Origin of the sequence: Allobacillus saliphilus (genome assembly GCF_018138385.1) — a bacterium.
Lineage (GTDB): Bacteria > Bacillota > Bacilli > Bacillales > Alkalibacillaceae > Allobacillus > Allobacillus saliphilus.
Genome location: NZ_JAGSIE010000006.1, coordinates 64,617 through 83,192, shown reverse-complemented (window position 1 = coordinate 83,192; position 18,576 = coordinate 64,617). Strand labels below are relative to the sequence as shown.

16 protein-coding genes are annotated in these 18,576 nt (G+C 39.6%); all 16 read right to left on the bottom strand.

All coding sequences use genetic code 11. From position 1 onward, the window contains the following. Positions 1–14: 14 nt before the first annotated feature. A complete protein-coding gene (gene truB / locus KC820_RS02090; protein ID WP_212367530.1) occupies positions 15–926 on the bottom strand; it encodes a tRNA pseudouridine(55) synthase TruB in 912 nt (303 codons plus the stop codon). Between the two features lie 118 nt (positions 927–1,044). Continuing rightward, positions 1,045–1,398 (bottom strand): 30S ribosome-binding factor RbfA, encoded by a 354-nt coding sequence (rbfA, locus tag KC820_RS02085; RefSeq protein WP_212367528.1) that lies wholly within the window; start codon positions 1,396–1,398, stop codon positions 1,045–1,047. A 24-nt stretch (positions 1,399–1,422) separates the two neighbouring features. Then, a complete protein-coding gene (locus KC820_RS02080) occupies positions 1,423–1,701 on the bottom strand; it encodes a DUF503 domain-containing protein (RefSeq protein ID WP_144087783.1) in 279 nt (92 codons plus the stop codon). Then, the gene (gene infB, locus KC820_RS02075; protein WP_212367527.1) at positions 1,698–4,034 is read right to left on the bottom strand and encodes a translation initiation factor IF-2; all 2,337 of its coding nucleotides are present in this window, start codon (positions 4,032–4,034) and stop codon (positions 1,698–1,700) included. The genes KC820_RS02080 and infB overlap by 4 nt, the downstream gene beginning before the upstream one ends. A gap of 17 nt (positions 4,035–4,051) precedes the next feature. Further along, positions 4,052–4,351, bottom strand: coding sequence for a YlxQ family RNA-binding protein (locus KC820_RS02070; RefSeq protein WP_212367526.1), 300 nt, complete (start codon positions 4,349–4,351; stop codon positions 4,052–4,054). Further along, a complete protein-coding gene (gene rnpM, locus KC820_RS02065; protein WP_144087780.1) occupies positions 4,344–4,616 on the bottom strand; it encodes an RNase P modulator RnpM in 273 nt (90 codons plus the stop codon). The genes KC820_RS02070 and rnpM overlap by 8 nt, the downstream gene beginning before the upstream one ends. Before the next feature lie 15 nt (positions 4,617–4,631). Beyond that, positions 4,632–5,741 (bottom strand): transcription termination factor NusA, encoded by a 1,110-nt coding sequence (gene nusA, locus KC820_RS02060; RefSeq protein WP_212367525.1) that lies wholly within the window; start codon positions 5,739–5,741, stop codon positions 4,632–4,634. 16 nt (positions 5,742–5,757) lie between these two features. Then, a complete protein-coding gene (gene rimP, locus KC820_RS02055; RefSeq protein ID WP_212367524.1) occupies positions 5,758–6,231 on the bottom strand; it encodes a ribosome maturation factor RimP in 474 nt (157 codons plus the stop codon). Between the two features lie 845 nt (positions 6,232–7,076). Then, positions 7,077–11,366 (bottom strand): PolC-type DNA polymerase III, encoded by a 4,290-nt coding sequence (locus tag KC820_RS02050; RefSeq protein ID WP_212367522.1) that lies wholly within the window; start codon positions 11,364–11,366, stop codon positions 7,077–7,079. A 75-nt stretch (positions 11,367–11,441) separates the two neighbouring features. Next, the gene (locus tag KC820_RS02045; RefSeq protein WP_212367520.1) at positions 11,442–13,145 is read right to left on the bottom strand and encodes a proline--tRNA ligase; all 1,704 of its coding nucleotides are present in this window, start codon (positions 13,143–13,145) and stop codon (positions 11,442–11,444) included. 43 nt (positions 13,146–13,188) lie between these two features. Continuing rightward, positions 13,189–14,448, bottom strand: coding sequence for an RIP metalloprotease RseP (rseP, locus tag KC820_RS02040; RefSeq protein WP_212367518.1), 1,260 nt, complete (start codon positions 14,446–14,448; stop codon positions 13,189–13,191). A gap of 16 nt (positions 14,449–14,464) precedes the next feature. Further along, complete coding sequence (gene dxr / locus KC820_RS02035; RefSeq protein ID WP_212367516.1) at positions 14,465–15,610, bottom strand: 1-deoxy-D-xylulose-5-phosphate reductoisomerase; 1,146 nt, start codon at positions 15,608–15,610, stop codon at positions 14,465–14,467. Positions 15,611–15,642: 32 nt separating this feature from the next. Further along, positions 15,643–16,431 carry a phosphatidate cytidylyltransferase gene (locus KC820_RS02030; RefSeq protein ID WP_144087773.1) on the bottom strand — a complete coding sequence of 263 codons (789 nt, stop codon included), beginning with the start codon at positions 16,429–16,431 and terminating at the stop codon, positions 15,643–15,645. Positions 16,432–16,450: 19 nt separating this feature from the next. Beyond that, the gene (locus KC820_RS02025; RefSeq protein WP_144087772.1) at positions 16,451–17,200 is read right to left on the bottom strand and encodes an isoprenyl transferase; all 750 of its coding nucleotides are present in this window, start codon (positions 17,198–17,200) and stop codon (positions 16,451–16,453) included. A 90-nt stretch (positions 17,201–17,290) separates the two neighbouring features. After that, positions 17,291–17,848, bottom strand: a complete 558-nt coding sequence (frr, locus tag KC820_RS02020) for a ribosome recycling factor (protein ID WP_144087771.1) — start codon at positions 17,846–17,848, stop codon at positions 17,291–17,293. Next, positions 17,845–18,573 (bottom strand): UMP kinase, encoded by a 729-nt coding sequence (gene pyrH, locus KC820_RS02015; RefSeq protein WP_144087770.1) that lies wholly within the window; start codon positions 18,571–18,573, stop codon positions 17,845–17,847. The genes frr and pyrH overlap by 4 nt, the downstream gene beginning before the upstream one ends. Positions 18,574–18,576 lie beyond the last annotated feature (3 nt).

Here is an 18,576-nt window from a genome sequence, read left to right as displayed (position 1 = left end):
TTTACACCTTCTTCTTACTCGAAAACTTTGAATGGTTTCATCAATCCATCTTTTGTGGGATGGTTTTGATAGATGGCTATAACTTTCTGATCCAATTGCTCAATTTTAAGATATGAATCAGGTTCTAAATCAGCAAATGACGGAAACACTTGTCCTTGTTTAAATTTCTTCGCTTCCTCTTCATTTTTTGGTGTATATGTCGGTAAAAATGTAAGAGTTTGTGATAACGTTTGAACACATTCATCCAGCCGGTCGTTCTCAATCGCTTCTTCAATCTCTTGAAAAGTAACTGTTTCTGATGCTTGAATAGTCGCCGCTTCCGTTCGTATCAGTTTGGATAAATGAGCTGGTAAACCTAGCTTTTCTCCAATATTAACACATAATGTCCGGATATATGTACCACTGGAGCAAGTGGCACGAAAAACAAATCGGACATCATCTACATCAACCCGCTCGAGTTCCTTGGATAGCATCTCGATTTCATGGATGGTCACTGTCCGTTCAGGCCGATCGACTTCAATTCCTTCTCGTGCATACTCATACAGCCGCCTGCCATCTACTCTGACAGCTGAATACATCGGTGGAATTTGACGTATATTTCCTTGAAAGCTTTCTAAAGCTTCTACACAAGCTTTATATGTAAGATCAGAACCGATATCAGCCTTTTGAACGACTTCACCTGTTTGGTCTTCCGTCGTTGTTAGTTTGCCTAGTGAAATCTCAGCCTCGTATACTTTAACTGAATCGGTTAATAAGGAAACAATTTTTGTAGCTTTACCGATACAGATGGGTAATACCCCTTCGACTGCAGGATCTAATGTGCCTGTATGCCCGACTCTTTTCATTCGCAACAACCCTCGTATTCGTGCCACACAGTCATGAGATGTCATGCCTGCTGGTTTCCATAGTGGAATAACGCCATTCATAACCGATTCACTCCTCTACTGCCTGACTATTAAAAAATCTTTATGTACAAATGGAAAGGATAGACAGTTCTTTGCCTATCCTTTTCATTTTACTTCTCCTGCAACTATATTGAATACTTTATGATTGATCCTCGTCATTTAGATTGCGGATAATTCGCTCGATACGATTTCCATATTCGATTGTCTCATCGATTTCAAAAGAAATTTCAGGTACTTTTCTCAATCGAATACGCTTACCGATTTCCGAACGGATGAAGCCTTTTGATTTAGCCAATCCTACGAGTGTTTGCTCTTTCTCTTCCTCAGTTCCGAAAATAGAAACAAAAATTTTCGATTCCTGAAGGTCTGGACTAATCTCCACATCCGTCACCGTCACAAATCCAATACGTGGATCTTTTAATTTTTGGGTTAGAATATCGCCAAACTCTTTTTTCATCTGTTCGGCGACACGATTGGCCCGAATATTACTCATCGATAATTCACCTCGATATTCTCATTACAGCCATTCAAAATTAACGATCGTTACCTCTAAATCAGACCGTTCATCGATTACGTTGACGGCTTGCCGCAAAATCTTTTCTGCCATCACTTGATCGACGGATACGGTAGCCATTTCGAACGCACATCGTTGCCAAAGGTCATGGTAGTCTATTTCTGTAATGCTAATGTTGAACTGCTTGTGAATTTGATGGGTGATCTGCTTAATGATTGAACGTTTCTCTTTCAGTGAATGAACATCATATAACATACATTCAACCCTTACGCTCCCAATCATTTGCGTTCGATTTCCTCCATGATGAAGGCTTCGATAATGTCACCTTCTTTAAGGTCATTGAAATTCACAATCGTAATCCCACATTCATAGCCTTGTTGAACCTCTTTGGCGTCATCTTTGAATCGTTTTAATGAGTCAATTTCTCCTTCAAACAGGACAACACCGTCTCGAATGATTCGTACGCCTGAGTTCCGTGTGATTTTACCATCGGTTACATAACAACCAGCAATTGTACCAACTTTTGATACTTTAAAGGTTTCACGAACTTCTGCTTGACCGATCACTTTTTCTTCAAATTCAGGATCAAGCATCCCTTTCATCGCTGCTTCCATTTCTTCGATGGCTTTATAAATAACTCGGTGTAGACGAATGTCGATTTTTTCAGATTCAGCTGCACGCTTGGCATTGTTATCTGGTCGAACATTAAACCCAATTACAATAGCATTGGATGCAGAGGCAAGAATAATATCAGATTCCGTTATCGCTCCGACTCCGGTATGAATGATATTGATTTTAACGCCTTCTACTTCAATCTTTTGCAGGGATGACTGTACAGCCTCAGCAGATCCTTGGACGTCTGCTTTGATGATGATATTTATCTCTTTCATATCACCTTGCTTGATTTGTTCAAATAAATCATCCAAGCTAACTTTTCCTTTAGAATCACGTTCTTCAGCAATTTGTTTTTCAGCACGCAGGTCTGCTACTTGCTTCGCTTTCTTTTCATCTTCGAAAACGACAAACGGGTCACCAGCGTTTGGCACGTGTTGGAAACCAGTCACTTCCACTGGTGTGGATGGTCCTGCTTCTTCTACTCGCTCACCTAAATCATTGACCATCGCACGTACTTTAGCATAACCATTCCCAGCAACGAACGGTTCGCCGACTCGGAGGGTACCATTTTGAACGAGCAACGTCGCCACACTGCCTCGACCTTTTTCAAGTTGCGCTTCAATGACTGTACCTGATGCCAAGCGGTTCGAATTGGCTTTAAGCTCTTCAACTTCCGCTACAAGGTTAATCATTTCAATCAAGTCTTCGATTCCTTCATTTTTCAATGCGGATAGCTGGACGAAAATGGTTTCTCCACCCCAGTCTTCAGGAATCAATTCATATTCAGTTAACTCCTGCATGACACGGTTCGGGTCAGCACCTTCAACGTCCATTTTATTGACCGCTACAATGATTGGTACTTCAGCTGCTTTCGCATGGTTGATCGCCTCAACTGTTTGTGGCATGACACCATCATCTGCAGCAACGACTAGGATCGCAATATCCGTAACTTTCGCTCCTCGTGAACGCATACTTGTAAACGCAGCGTGACCAGGAGTGTCCAAGAATGTTGTTTTCTTACCATCTTGATCGATTTGATACGCACCGATATGTTGTGTGATTCCACCGGCTTCACCTGTAGCAACTTTTGTTTTACGAATTGAATCGAGTAATGTTGTTTTCCCGTGGTCTACGTGACCCATAATCGTAACAACAGGTGGACGCTCTTCTAATTCTTCCTCAGTATCTGGCTCAATGTAGTTGTCCAGATCTGTTTGGTCGACGGCAACTTCTTCTTCTACTTCTACACCATAGTCTTCACCGATTAATTCGATGGAATCTGGATCGAGTTGTTGATTTTTTGTCGCCATTACACCAAGTAGCATAAGCTTTTTAATAATTTCGGATGATTCTCTGCCTAATTTCTCAGCTAGTTCGCCAACAGTCAAAGAACCTTGATAGGTAATTTTCTTTGGTAGCTGGATTTCTTGCTTCGGCTGCTTCTGCTGCTGGTGTTGCTTGCCTTTTCGGAAATTACGTTTATTATTATTCCGTTGGTTATGCTGTCTATGCTGATTCGATGGTTTATTTGATCTTTGCTGATTTGGTTGATTGTTCTGTTGTTTTGAATTTTGCTGATTTCTTTGTTGGTTATTATGTTGTGATCTCTGCTGGTTATTGTTTTGCGTTCTTTGCTGATTGTTATTCTGTTGCCTCTGTGACTTTTGCTGGGATTGTTGCTTATTTTTCTGGTTTCCGGCACTTTGAGCTGATTGATTTTTCTGGCCTTGCTTATTGCTATGGTCATTGGACGTACGATTATTATTAACTGTTTTTGTCGCTTCTTTCTTTGTTGGATTTTGATTCGTTCCAGACTGATTATTTTGTTTTTCTTGCTTGTTCGTTTTTCCTAATGATTCATCTAATTGTCGAATAGTATTTTCACTAATGGCTGTCATATGATTGGATACTTCAATACCAAGCTCATTTAACTGATTAAGTACTTGTTTACTTTTTAAGTTATTTGCTTTGGCATATTCATATACGCGCATTTTTTTCATACATTCACCCCCGAATTTTATTCCCGCAACAATTCTGATAGTTTCTCAGAAAAACCTGCGTCTGTAACCCCCACGGCCACTCTACCTTCTTTACCAATTGCTTTGGAAAGCACTTGACGATTGTCCACAATGACGTAGGGCACTTGATAGCTTTTACATTTATCTACCAATTTCTTTTGTGTGTTATCCGATGCATCCTCGGCAATTAATACAAGCTTCACTTGCTTGCTTCGAATACCTTCAACGATTGCTCCTTCACCAAGGACTAGCTTTCTAGCCCTATTGGCAAGCCCTAATAAGTTTAAATATTTAGACATGTTTAGAGCCTACTTGCTTGAATAATTCGTCATAGATTGTTTCATCAATTGCAGTATTCAAACTTCTTTGTAATTGACCATTTTTCATCGCTTTTTCAATGACTTCACGGTCTTTTTTTATATATGCTCCGCGCCCATTTTTCTTACCGGTTTCATCAACGAATACTTCCCCTTCTTTGTTCCGGACGACGCGGATCAACTCTTCTTTCGGGAACATTTCGTTTGTAACGACGCATTTACGTAAAGGCTTTTTTCTTTTGTTCATTAAAAACACCCCTACTTATTCTTCTTCAAAATCAACTGAATTCATCTCATGCTCTAAATCAGTTGGTTGCTCAGTACCAAATAAACCTAGTTCTTCAGCATCACTTTCACTTTTAATATCAATTTTCCAACCCGTCAATTTAGCAGCCAGTCTAGCATTCTGACCTCTTTTACCGATTGCTAATGAAAGTTGATTGTCAGGAACAATAACTGTTGTCGCGTTATCTTCTTCATTAACTAAAACATCTGTTACACGAGATGGACTAAGTGCATTCGAGATGTACACAACAGGGTCTTCAGACCAATGAACAATATCAATCTTTTCTCCTTGCAACTCGTCTACAATCGCTTGTACGCGTTGCCCTCGCTGACCAACACAAGAACCAACCGGATCAATCTCTTCGTCTTCTGCAAACACACTAATTTTAGAGCGATCTCCCGCTTCACGTGCAACAGACTTAATTTCCACAACACCATCATAGATTTCTGGTACTTCCATTTCGAATAGGCGCTTCAACAAGCCTGGATGTGTTCTTGAAAGATAAACTTGTGGTCCTTTGCTCGTTTTTTCAACTTTCGTCACATACACTTTAATTCGGTCATGGACCTTATAATTTTCAGTTGGCATGATTTCGTTCAGCGGCAACTTTCCTTCTATTTTCCCCAAGTGTACGTACAAGTTTCGAGCGTCCATACGTTGAACTTTTCCTGTCATTATATCGTCAACACGATCGATAAAACCATCATAGATGACGTCTCTTTCAGCTTCACGAACTCGTTGTGTGACGACTTGCTTCGCATTTTGTGCTGCAATCCGACCAAAGTTTCTCGGTGTTACCTCTTGTTCGACAACATCACCGATTTCATAGTTGATATCCAACTCTTTTGCTTCTTCCAGACTTATTTCTAAGTCCTCATTTTGAACATCTTCTACAACGTTCTTTCTGGAATAAACTTTCATCGTTTCTTTTTCTTCATCCATTTCAACACGGACGTTTGTTTTAGAGTTGAAGTTCTTTTTGTATGCGGAAACGATTGCTGCGTCCAAGGCTTCCAGCAAAATTTCCTTATCAATCTCTTTTTCACTAGCCAATAAATTAATGGCTTCGAATAAATTTGTTTTCAAAATTCTCTTACCTCCCTTAGTTAAAAGATACTGCTAATCGAGCTAAAGCAATCTTCTCATACGGAATTTCGATCTCTTTTTCTCGTGTTTTTTCTCGGTAACGAATATGGACGAAATCATTTTCAAAATTGATTAAATCACCATAAAACTCTTTATTTCCCGCAAATGGTTCATACGTTTTAATATAAACATGAGAACCGATATGCTCTCGAATAGCTTCCTTTGTCTTTAGCTTCCGTTCTGCACCTGGAGAAGAAACCTCCAAAAAATATGCAGGTTCGATCGGATCATCTTCATCCAATCGTTCACTGAGCTTTTCACTCACTTGTTCACAATCTTCTAAGTCAACTCCTCCTGCTTTGTCAATATAGACACGCAAGAAGTTGTTTTTGCCTTCTTTAACGAATTCAACATCCACTAATTCCAAATTCAATTCGTCAACGATTGGTTGTGCAATCTCTTCAGTTAAGCCTTCGATTTTTTTGCTCATATGGCAATCCTCCTCAAAAAATGCTGTTGATTGGTTCGCTAACAGCGAAAATCTGTCGATAGCTAACAGTTACGTATTCGTTTCAGTCGTTTTATTGCCTATATGTTCGAAAGAGCCTGAAACAAAACTTTTAAAGTTGACACAGATACGAACATTCTAATTCAGCGTGTCGGAAATACCCGCTTCGGAAATATACTTCGCTTTTACCCACAGGGCATAAGGCGATATCTGCGATAAATTTCAGTGTCTTCTATATCGCGGGCAGCTGTTGAGCCTCCTCGCGCTACGCACTGCGGGGTCTCACCTAGGCTTTTGTTCCCGATGCCCAGGACGGACTAGTGTCAACGTTGGCCACAGGACGTACTTCCACAGGATGTGGTGGTTTCCGCGTTGCACACAGGACGTGTGCGGTTTTAGTGGAATTTCTTTTATTTTCTGACCGCAGAAGTCTCCGTATATTTCCTACGCTAAGTTAGGTTGCCATTCGTGTTTCTGAGTAAATAACTTTGATTTGTCCCAGTCTCCTGATTTTTCCGTAGAAGCCTTGTTTCATAAATTTTCCCTGCTGAAAGAACCAGCAGGGAAAGAGTGACGGTGCATCTTGAACGAACCAAAATACATCCAGTAATCATTCAGAAGACGCATTCAGGGTAAAACGAAAGAGTGGGACGCGCCCACTCTTTCATCGAAAAGGTATCCTTAGTATAACCAATTTGAAATATATCATAACTTTCATTTAAATGCAAGAATAGGCAGCTGTACACCTAGGTGGATTGTCAGTTGTCAGTCATAAATGAAGAGCTTCTTTTTGACTACACTTGCTCTGTATTCTCGTCCGAAATTCTTTAAAATAAAGACAACTGATTTTCTTCAGGCAAGCCTTCTAAGCAGCCATGTTCATCCAAATATTCGACAACTGTTTTAGATAAACGACTGCGTTCTCTTAAGTCTTGTTTCGATAGAAAGTCTCCTTCTTCTCTTGCCTTGACGATGTTGATTGCAGCATTTGTTCCTAAGCCGTCAACAGCATTAAATGGAGGAATGAGTGTATTTCCATCAACAATAAAATCTTTTGCATTTGAGCGATAGAGATCTACCTTTTGAAAACTAAACCCTCGTTCATTCATTTCCAGTGCAATTTCCAATACTGTCAATAAATTTTTTTCTTTCGGGGTTGCATCATTTCCTTTGCTCAAAATTTCTTCGATACGTTCTTTCAATGCTTCTGAGCCTTTAACCATTGTTTCAAGCTCGAAGTCTGCGGCCCGGACAGAAAAATAAGCTGCATAAAAGTATATTGGATAATGAACTTTAAAATATGCGATTCTTACGGCCATTAATACGTAGGCTGCAGCGTGGGCTTTCGGGAACATGTACTTAATCTTTTTACAAGATTCAATGTACCAGTCAGGCACCCCATGTTTTTTCATTTCTTCAATCCACTCATCTTGCAGCCCTCTACCTTTACGTACAAACTCCATAATTTTAAACGCCAGCGAAGCTTCAAGACCTTTATGCATCAAATAAACCATGATATCGTCACGACAACCAATTACATCACCAATTTCACAAATCCCATCATTAATCAGTTCTTGCGCGTTGCCAAGCCAAACATCGGATCCGTGCGAGAGACCAGATATAATGACAAGCTCAGCAAAAGATGATGGTTTCGTGTCTTCCAACATTTGTCGAACGAATCGAGTACCAAACTCTGGAACACCCAATGTACCCGTTTTACACAAAATTTGATCCGCTGATACGCCGAGTGGTTCAGGGCCACTAAATATTTTCATCACTTCAGGGTCGTTCGGCGGCACAGTCTGTGGGTCAATTCCAGTCAGGTCTTGCAGCATACGGATCACCGTCGGATCATCGTGTCCAAGGATGTCTAACTTCAACAGGTTATTATCAATGGAATGGAAATCAAAATGAGTCGTTTTCCATTCTGAAGTCCTGTCATCCGCTGGATATTGAATTGGTGTGAAGTCATAAATTTCTTTGTCATCTGGTACGACAATGATCCCTCCTGGGTGCTGGCCCGTTGTCCGTTTAACCCCTGTACAGCCTTTCACTAATCGATTCACTTCTGCTTGCTTATAGTGCAGGCCTTGATCTTGAGCGTATCCTTTTACATAACCAAATGCTGTTTTCTCAGCTACCGTACCGATTGTCCCTGCACGATACACATTATCCTCACCGAATAACACTTTTGTATAATGGTGAGCCCGAGGCTGATAATCACCGGAGAAGTTCAGGTCAATATCTGGAACTTTGTCACCTTCAAAACCTAAAAACGTTTCGAAAGGAATATCCTGTCCATCACGGTGATAAGCCGTGCCGCATGCTGGACAATCTTTTTCAGGTAAATCGAATCCAGAAGCTACCGATCCATCTGTGAAAAATTCATGATGCTTACAATTTGGACATGCGTAATGTGGCGGCAATGGATTAACTTCTGTAATCTCTGTCATCGTCGCGACAAATGATGAACCAACCGAACCCCTTGAACCAACTAAGTAGCCATCATCTAATGATCTCTTAACGAGCTTCTGGGAAATTAAGTAAATAACGGAAAACCCATTATCGATAATACTTGTTAATTCTTTTTCTAAGCGGCTTGTTACGATCTCAGGTAAGTCGTCTCCGTAAATACTTTTGGCGCGGTCATAGCACATCTGTCTAATTTCATCATCGGCGCCTGCGATATTCGGTGTATACAATTCATCTTTAATCGGCTTAACGTCTTCGATTTCATCTGATATTTTATTTGTATTTGTAATAACCACTTCAGTAGCTTTTTCTTCACCGAGAAAGTCGAAAAGCTCAAGCATTTCATCGGTTGTACGGAAATGAACATCCGGTTGAGTTTGACGGTTCAATGGATTTCCGCTCTGGGATGCAATCAATATTTTTCGGTACTGTTTTTCATGTGGTTCAATATAGTGAACGTTACCTGTAGCTACAACTGTCTTCTCTTGTTTCTCTCCGATGTCAACAATTGTCTTCAACATTTGTTTAATATGACCCATGGAATGTGCTTGTTCTTTTTCAATCAAATGTGCATAATTGCTCGGCGGTTGAATTTCAATGAAATCATAAAATTCAGCGACTTTTTCCGCTTCATCTTTTGATTTTAATGCGACCGTATCAAATAGCTCTCCTTGAGCACACCCCGAACCGACTAATATCCCTTCCCGATATTTATTCAATTTGGATCGCGGAATTCGCGGCTGACGATAAAAGTAATCGATGTGAGCCATTGAAACTAATTTGAATAGGTTTTTTAATCCTTCTTGTGTCTGGGCAATTAATGTTGCATGAAATGGTCTTGAGCGTTTATATGCATCACCTTCACCGACATAGCGGTTTAACTCATTATGGTTCTGAATTTCTTTTTCTTTAGCCATTTTCAATAAACTGACAAGCATGTACCCAGTTGCTTCTGCATCATAAATGGCACGGTGGTGCTGGGTTAGTTCAATATTTAAAAACTTACACAACGTGTTCAACCGATGGTTCTTTAAATCTGGTAATAAAAATCTTGCCAACTCCAACGTATCGATTACTGGATTCGACACTTTTTCAATTCCCATTCGCTGGTACGCAGCATTAATGAACCCGATATCAAAACTAGCATTATGAGCTACTAATATATCTTGTTCACACCACTGATGGAAGTCTTTCATTACTTCCTCAATTTCTGGTGCATCTTTAACCATATCGTCTGTAATACCGGTTAAATTAATCGTTGTATCACTTAGCTTTTGGTGCGGATTAGCGAAACGTTCAAAACGATCGACAATTTCGCCTTGATGTACCTTAACAGCAGCTAATTCAATAATCTTGTCGAAATTAGCAGATAGACCCGTTGTTTCAACGTCAAACACAATATAATTTGCATCATCTAAGTTGATCGCTTGTTCGTTATAGGCAATCGGAACACCGTCATCAACCAAGTTGGCCTCAAGACCATACAATACTTTGATACCGTGTTTCTTGCTTGCATTGTAGGCTTCTGGGAAGGATTGTACAACAGCATGATCCGTAATTGCGATAGCTGGGTGACCCCAATCAGCCGCTTGCTTAATGAGACGGTCAACGGATACAGTTGCATCCATTTGACTCATCGCTGTATGTGCATGCAATTCCACACGTTTATCATCCGATTGATCCTGTCTGACTTTCGGTTTGATTTCTACAAGGTCAGTACCCATCATGACAAGTTCATGTGTATAGTTATCTGTTTGTACGCCTCCGCGTGCTTTAATCCACATGCCAGGTTTCAGCTTTTTAAATTCTTCTTTTTGTTCATCCCCACGAGAGAACATTTTGATTTGCAGGGAATCTGTATAATCTGTCACACTGACGATTAATAAATCTCGGCCAGAACGTAAATTCCGAATATCGACATCAAATACATAGCCTTGAATGGCGAGGCGCATTTCCTCTTCGATAATATGCTGCATTTCAATCGGTTCCTCTTGAATCGTCTGTCCAAGTTTAACCGGGGCATATGATGGCTCGTTTGCATTCGCTTGTTTCGCTTTTTCTTCTTGGTCTCTAATGGCTTTCTCGATCAGAGTACGTTCTTCTTGTTGTTTTTCTTGCTGGAACTGTTCAATCTCATCTTCGTTTTGGATGATTTCCATATCAAGGTGGTAATTTTTTAAGCCATATTGCTGGCAAAAAGATTTAAGTAAAGGCGAAAGTTTCTTTTGGATTGCATTCGATTCCATTTGATTGCGAGCACATAGAAGAATGGCATTGCCTTTCAACTGAGGTTGTTGTGAATGGACAAAATCTTTATATGCAGGAAAAAGGTCATCAATGGATGAAATAAATAAATGCCAATAATTAATGATTTCCTTTTCTTCCAACTCACTCTGTTCAGTTGTGACCATGAAACTGACTTCAGCAATATGCTGAAAAGCCTCTCTCAGTTTTAAAGAAAATACTTCAATAACTTCACACGGAAAGGGCTTTGGATTATGTAAATGAAATTGCCATGTTTTCGTTTCTTTAAAGACGGTCAATTTTTGTAACGTTGTTTCTGAGAAATATTCATTAACAATCGTTTCAGGCAATTGAATTTGTTCAATCAATAGCTGTAGTCGCTCTTTTGAAAAGTTATCCATACTTTCCCCTCACCCTTTATAATTCATATAGACCCCTGCCAATGTTGACAAGGGTCCTGTTTACTTGATGATTTTTTATGCTCCCATCAATTGTTCAATGAACTGTGTAAGCTCAGAAGTTTTCACATCTTCTTGCTCACCTGTTTGACGATTTTTAAATTCAATATACCCTTCACTTGCTCCTTTACCGACGACAAAACGATAAGGGATGCCAATTAAATCACTGTCGTTGAACTTGACACCTGGTCGTTCTTTTCGGTCATCATATAGCACATCATAACCGTCATCTTGCAATTGTTTATAAAGTTGATCGGCAAGCTCAACCTGTTCGTCATTTTTCGTATTTAAATTAAGCAAGTGAATATCAAATGGTCTGACTTCTTTCGGCCAATTCATGCCGTCCTCGTCACCAAATTGTTCCACAACTGCAGCAAGTGCACGGGATACACCGATACCATAACAGCCCATAATAAATGGCTGAGATTTACCGTTGTGATCGAGAAACTCTGCTCCGAGTTTTTCGGCGTAAAGCGTACCAAGCTTAAAAATATGGCCCACTTCAATACCTTTAGCAAATTCAATCGTTCCCTGACCATCTGGAGAAGGGTCACCCTCTTGAATAAACCTCAAATCAGCATAATGGCTCACTTGGAAATCTCTCTCTGGTTGTACATTGATATAATGGTAACCATCTTCATTTGCACCACATGTTGCATTCACTAAATACTTCACAGCATAATCCGCGACAACTTCGACCGTATCAGGTAAGCCTACTGGTCCAAGGGAACCAAATCCAGCTCCGACTGTTCCTCGTGTCTCTTCTTCTGTTGCCAATTCAACAATATCAGCATTGTATAAGTTTTTTAACTTTACGTCATTGACTTCGTGGTCGCCTCTTACTATGACTAAAACAAATCGACCATCCACTTTAAACATAATCGCCTTCATACCATCCGCCAATGCATGTCCTAAATAATCAGCTACCTCTTGCATCGTTTTTGCATTTGGTGTAGAGGCCTTCTCCATCTCTTTCGGTTGCACATCAGGCTTTTCGCCTTGATCTACTACTGGTGCCATTTCGATATTTGCAGCGTAGTCCGAGGAATTTGAATAAGCAATGATATCTTCTCCTACTTCAGAGAGAACCATAAATTCATGCGTATCTTTACCACCCATTGCACCAGAATCTGCAATGACAGAACGATAATTCAAATTTAATCGATCAAATATTCTTGAATAAGCGTCATAAAGAGCTTGATAGGTTTCATCTAGAGATTCAAAGCTATCATGAAATGAATAGGCGTCTTTCATCAAAAATTCCCGTCCACGCAACAAGCCGAAACGAGGCCTTTGTTCATCCCTGAATTTATTTTGAATTTGATATAAAGTAAAAGGTAACTTTTTATAGGATGTCACTTCATCCTTGACTAATGTAGTGACTACTTCTTCATGAGTAGCTCCTAATGCGAATGGTCGATCATGACGATCTTTTAAACGCATTAACTCTCCACCCATTGTGTACCATCTACCGGTAGCTTCCCAAATTTCTGCTGGTTGTATAGTTGGCATTTGAACTTCTTGCGCCCCAGCTCGGTCCATTTCTTCACGAATGATTTTCTCAACTTTCCGAAGCACTCTTTTTCCGAGCGGCAAGAAATTATATACGCCTGATGCCAATTTACGAATATAACCTGCTTTTAACAGCAATTGATGACTTTTGATTTCAGCTTCTTTTGGAACTTCCCGCAATGTCGGGATTAGCATATTGCTTTGTCTCATTTCATTCACCTCAATCTAATTATACCGTAAAGCCAAAATGCACTTACATAAACAATCGTTCAATGTCGTTCCAGGTGACAGCAATCATTAATAACATTAATAAAGCGAAGCCAATAAAGTGAAATATTCCTTCTTTTTGCGGATCGAGTGGTTTACCTCGAATTGCCTCATAGCCTAAGAACATCAGACGACCGCCATCCAATGCTGGGAGTGGTAATAGATTCACAATCCCTAAATTAATACTTAGCATCGCTGTCCACATAAAGAAGTTCAAAATTCCAGTTTGTACAACTTCGTCTGTCGCTGTATAAATCCCTACAGGTCCAGCTAAAGCGTCCAGTGAAAGTTGTCCAGTTACAAGCATTCCGAGGGCATCCAGTATCAACTTACCGATTTCATAAACTTGTGTAAAGCCGTAACTGAATACTTCAAGTGGTGCTTTGTCAAAGTCCCGTGTAACACCAATTCGACCAATCATTTCACCAGTTTCTGTCTCATATGAATTAGTCACTAGTGACGTTTCAATCGTTTCGCCAGCTCGATCGACGGTCAATGCAATTTCTTCACTAGGTCGCTCTTGTACATAGAGAACAAATTCGGTCCAATCATTAATTTCTTTTCCATCAATCGAAGTAATGGTATCCCCTTCAACCAATTCAGCTTGTTCTGCTGGAGAATCTTCTTGCACACTACCTAACGAAGCTTCTTCAACCGGAACCCCTTGAACAAATCCTAAACCCCAAAAAATAACGATAGCCAGCAAAAAGTTCATCAATGGACCCGCAAATACTTGCATCGCTTTTTTGCCGACTGACTTTGAACCAAACTGTCGATCGTATGGAGCAATCAATGTTTCTTTTTCATCCATGACAAATAACGCTTTTCGGTCGATATCGTACTGTATTCTTTCTTCCGTATTGAGATCATGACATAAAAGTGTCAAGTCATGGTCAAGATCGATATGTTCAACTTCAACTACTTTTGCATTCGGGTATTTAGACTTATTATTAACGATGATTTTATTTACTTTGTTTTGCTCATTGAATTCAATGCCGATATGATACCCCGGCTTCAATTCAACAATTTCAGGGTCGTCTCCAGCTACACGTACATATCCTCCAATTGGTAACAATCGAATCGTATATAGTGTTTCATCTTTTCGATAAGAAAAGATTTTCGGACCGAAACCGATCGCAAATTCCCTCGCGAGCATTCCCGCCCGCTTAGCAAAGATTAGGTGTCCTAGTTCATGGATAAACACCAATAAACCGAACATAAAAATAAAGGCAATGACCGTATTCATACACTAGCACCTTCCTTTACGAGTAAACACTCAAAATGCGTTTTCTCGTATCTTGGTCAACCGCAAGAATTGATTCCAAATCAGGTTGCTCAATTACTTGATGTTTCTGTAATGCTTCTTCTATTAGTTGTTCAATTTCTAAAAAAGTGATCTGGTCGTCCAAAAATAATTGGACAGCGACTTCATTAGCAGCATTTAAAACAGTTGGTGCACTTCCACCTGCTTTTCCAGCTTCATAAGCCATTCTTAAACAAGGGAATCGCTCAAAGCTTAACTCATTAAAATGAAGCTCTCGAAATTTTAATAAGTCTAAGCCTTCACTTAATGAGAAGTCTGTGCGATTTGGATAAGTCAAAGCATATTGTATAGGAATTCGCATGTCGGGCGTTCCTAATTGTGCCATTACGCTTAAATCGTTGAACTCAACCATAGAATGAATAACACTTTCTTTGTGCATGATGACATCAATTTTATTATAAGGCACTTGAAACAACCAATGAGCTTCAATGACTTCTAAACCTTTATTCATCATTGTAGCCGAATCAATCGTGATTTTTGCACCCATATCCCAATTTGGATGTTTTAAGGCGTCTTCTTTTTTTACACCGACCAATTCATCACGTGAATAATCCCGAAAACTCCCCCCAGAAGCGGTGACGATTAAACGATTCATTTGCTCTCGCTTTTCTCCACGTAAACATTGATGGATAGCTGCGTGCTCACTGTCAACTGGCAACAAATCTACACCATACTTTTTCGCTTCTGCCATCACTAGATGTCCAGCAGTTACCAATGTCTCTTTATTGGCAAATGCAATTTGTTTTCGGGAACGAATTGCATCCAAAGTCGGCTGAAGTCCGATGCTTCCGAGCAATGCATTGACGACAATATCCGTTTGGTCATTGGAGGCTACTTCGCATAAAGCTTCCATACCATAAGAAACTTTTGCTTGATAAGAGATCTTTTTCTCAATTTCTTCTTTGGCTTGACGATCACCAGCTACAATCCATTCTGGTTTTAATCTCTCTACCAATCCAAGCGCTTTGTCTACACGTTTTCCAAAAGCAAACGCAAATAACCGATATTCTGGAAGTTGTTCAATCACTTCGACAGTTTGTTCTCCGATTGAACCTGTTCCACCTAATAATGTAATGTTCTTCATTCTGCAACCCTCAACTTATCAAGTTCATTCAATTAAAAGAAGTGTATGAAATGTAAAAATGGCACCATGAAGATCAAGCTATCGAAGCGATCGAGAATGCCGCCATGACCTGGTAGTATGGTTCCTGAATCCTTGACTTCCATATGTCTTTTTAGTGCGGACTCAACCAAGTCACCTATTTGTGCTGTGAAAGAGGCTAATACGGTGACTAATAGTAAGATTAATAAATTGTCGTGAATGGTTGTAATTGACTGTAAGATTAAAACGGCAATAACCGCGCTGATGATCCCGCCGAAAAAGCCTTCAATCGTTTTCTTCGGACTAATTGCCGGCCACAATTTAGTCTTTCCAAAGAATTTACCAGTGAAGAAGGCACCCGTATCTGTTAACCAAATTACGACTAACACATAGATTACATATTCCAATCCATCATAGCGTGTTTCAATAAAGTATGAAAAACCAATCCCTATGTATAGTGCAGATGTTAGTACATACGAAACACCATTAAATGTAAATTTATTTTTAACAAGGACTGTATATGCTAATAATAACAGAAAAGATAAAAAGATGATTTCTATACGGCTTAAAGGAATTCTTTCTGCAAATGGCAAAACGTTTTCATCACATAAAAGCAACCACAACATGATTACTCCTATGACTGCAGGAAAGGAGTTAAAAGGTACTTTATTCATTCTCATTAACTCATAAAAAGCGATTGTCGCTAATAAAAACACCATAACCACAAATGGCCACTCGCCGTATATTACAAGCGGAATAAATAAAATCAGTCCGATAATTGCGGTAATTATTCTTTCTTTCATTATACATCCACCTAACTGCCTATAGCCCACCAAACCTTCTCTTACGGTCTTGATAAGCTAAAATAGCCTCATCCAAGGCTTTTTGATTAAAATCTGGCCAAAGTTTTTCTGTAAAATAAAATTCTGAATAGGCGATTTGCCATAACAAATAATTGCTGATGCGTTGTTCACCACTTGTGCGAATAACCAAATCAGGATCACTCAACGAATGGGTAGTCAAATAATTTGAAAACGCTTTTTCATCCAGATTATCAAGGTCCATTTGACCTTCCTGATAATCTAGGCAAATTTGCTTTACAGCATCTAAAATTTCTTTGCGACTGCCGTAATTAATTGCGAAGTTAAGTATTAATCCTGTGTTGTTCTCCGTTTTTTTCACAGAATAACTGACTGCTTCCTTGGTATATTTAGGCAAGGCATCAAAGTCGCCAATCGTTGTTACTTTCACGTTGTTTTTAACTAAATCTGGTAAATAAGTGTCCAGAAACTGAGAGGGAAGCTTCATAATAAATTCCACTTCATTCATTGGTCTTTTCCAGTTTTCTGTTGAAAAAGCATATAACGTTAATGCTTTAAGATTTAGTTCAACGGCACGTTCAACCACTTTTTGAATGGTTTTCATTCCTTCCCGGTGTCCGGCAATCCGAGGCAACCCCCTCTTTTTTGCCCACCGTCCATTTCCGTCCATGATAATGGCAATATGTTCCGGTAAATTGGATGGATCGATTTCTTTTTGAACGGATTGCTTTTCTTTCGACCGAGTAAACATACCAATCCCTCACTAAGTAAAAGAGTATATAGAAAAATTTAGCTTTCGCTTCACACAGCGAAAGCTTATGTTAATCATGCGAGAAGCTAATTACACTTCTAAAATTTCATTTTCTTTTGATTGTAAGCTAGCGTCAATTTCACCGATGCTATTATCAGTTATTTTTTGAACTTCATCTTGATTAGAACGCAATTCATCTTCAGTAATTTCACTATCTTTTTCTAGTTTTTTCAGTTGGTCATTTGCTTCACGTCGAATATTTCTGATTTGAACACGAGCTTCTTCAGCATATTTCCGTGAAACTTTCACCAATTCTTTTCTTCTTTCTTCTGTAAGCGCAGGGATATTGATTCGAATGACATTCCCGTCATTATTTGGTGTCAACCCTAAGTCAGCTTTCAAAATACCTTTTTCAACATCGCCGATTGACGATTTGTCAAATGGAGTTACTACGAGCAAACGAGCTTCTGGCGCTGATATTGTTGCTAATTGATTCAATGGTGTGTTCGCACCATAATAATCTACATATACCGTATCCAAAATTGCTGGATTAGCACGGCCTGCTCGAACTGTAGCCAGTTGTCTACTGAATGCTTTAATCGCATCATCCATTTTTGTTTTTGTTTCATTAATGATTGATTGACTCATGAATATTTCCTCCTAATTACTGTACCTATGTCTTCTCCTAATAACACGCGTTTAATATTGCCTTTTTCCATAATGGAAAACACAATTAATGAAATGTCATTATCCATACATAATGATGTCGCTGTAGAATCCATGACTGCCAGTCCTTTATTCAAGATATCCAAATAGGATAGCTCACTGAACTTCACTGCCTCTTGATTCGTTTTCGGATCAGCGGAATAGACACCATCCACATTGTTCTTCGCCATTAGAATGACATCCGCTTCAATTTCGGCCGCTCGTAATGCCGCGGTTGTATCTGTTGAGAAATATGGGTTCCCAGTACCACCTGCAAAAATTACGACACGTTTCTTTTCTAAATGACGCATTGCTTTTCTGCGGATGTATGGTTCTGCAACTTGCCTCATCTCAATGGAGGTTTGGACACGTGTTTGAACATCAAAATTTTCTAAGCTGTCCTGTAAAGCTAGTGAATTCATAACGGTCGCCAACATGCCCATATAATCGGCATTTGCACGATCCATTCCAACTTCACTACCTATTTTACCACGCCAAAGGTTCCCTCCGCCAACCACAATGGCAATTTCTATACCTAAATCATGAATATCTTTGATTTGTTGGGCAATTGATTTAATAAACGTTGGATCAATGCCACTTCCTTTTTCTCCGCTTAATGCTTCGCCACTTAATTTGAGTACGATTCGTTTGTATTTTGGTGTCGACATAGC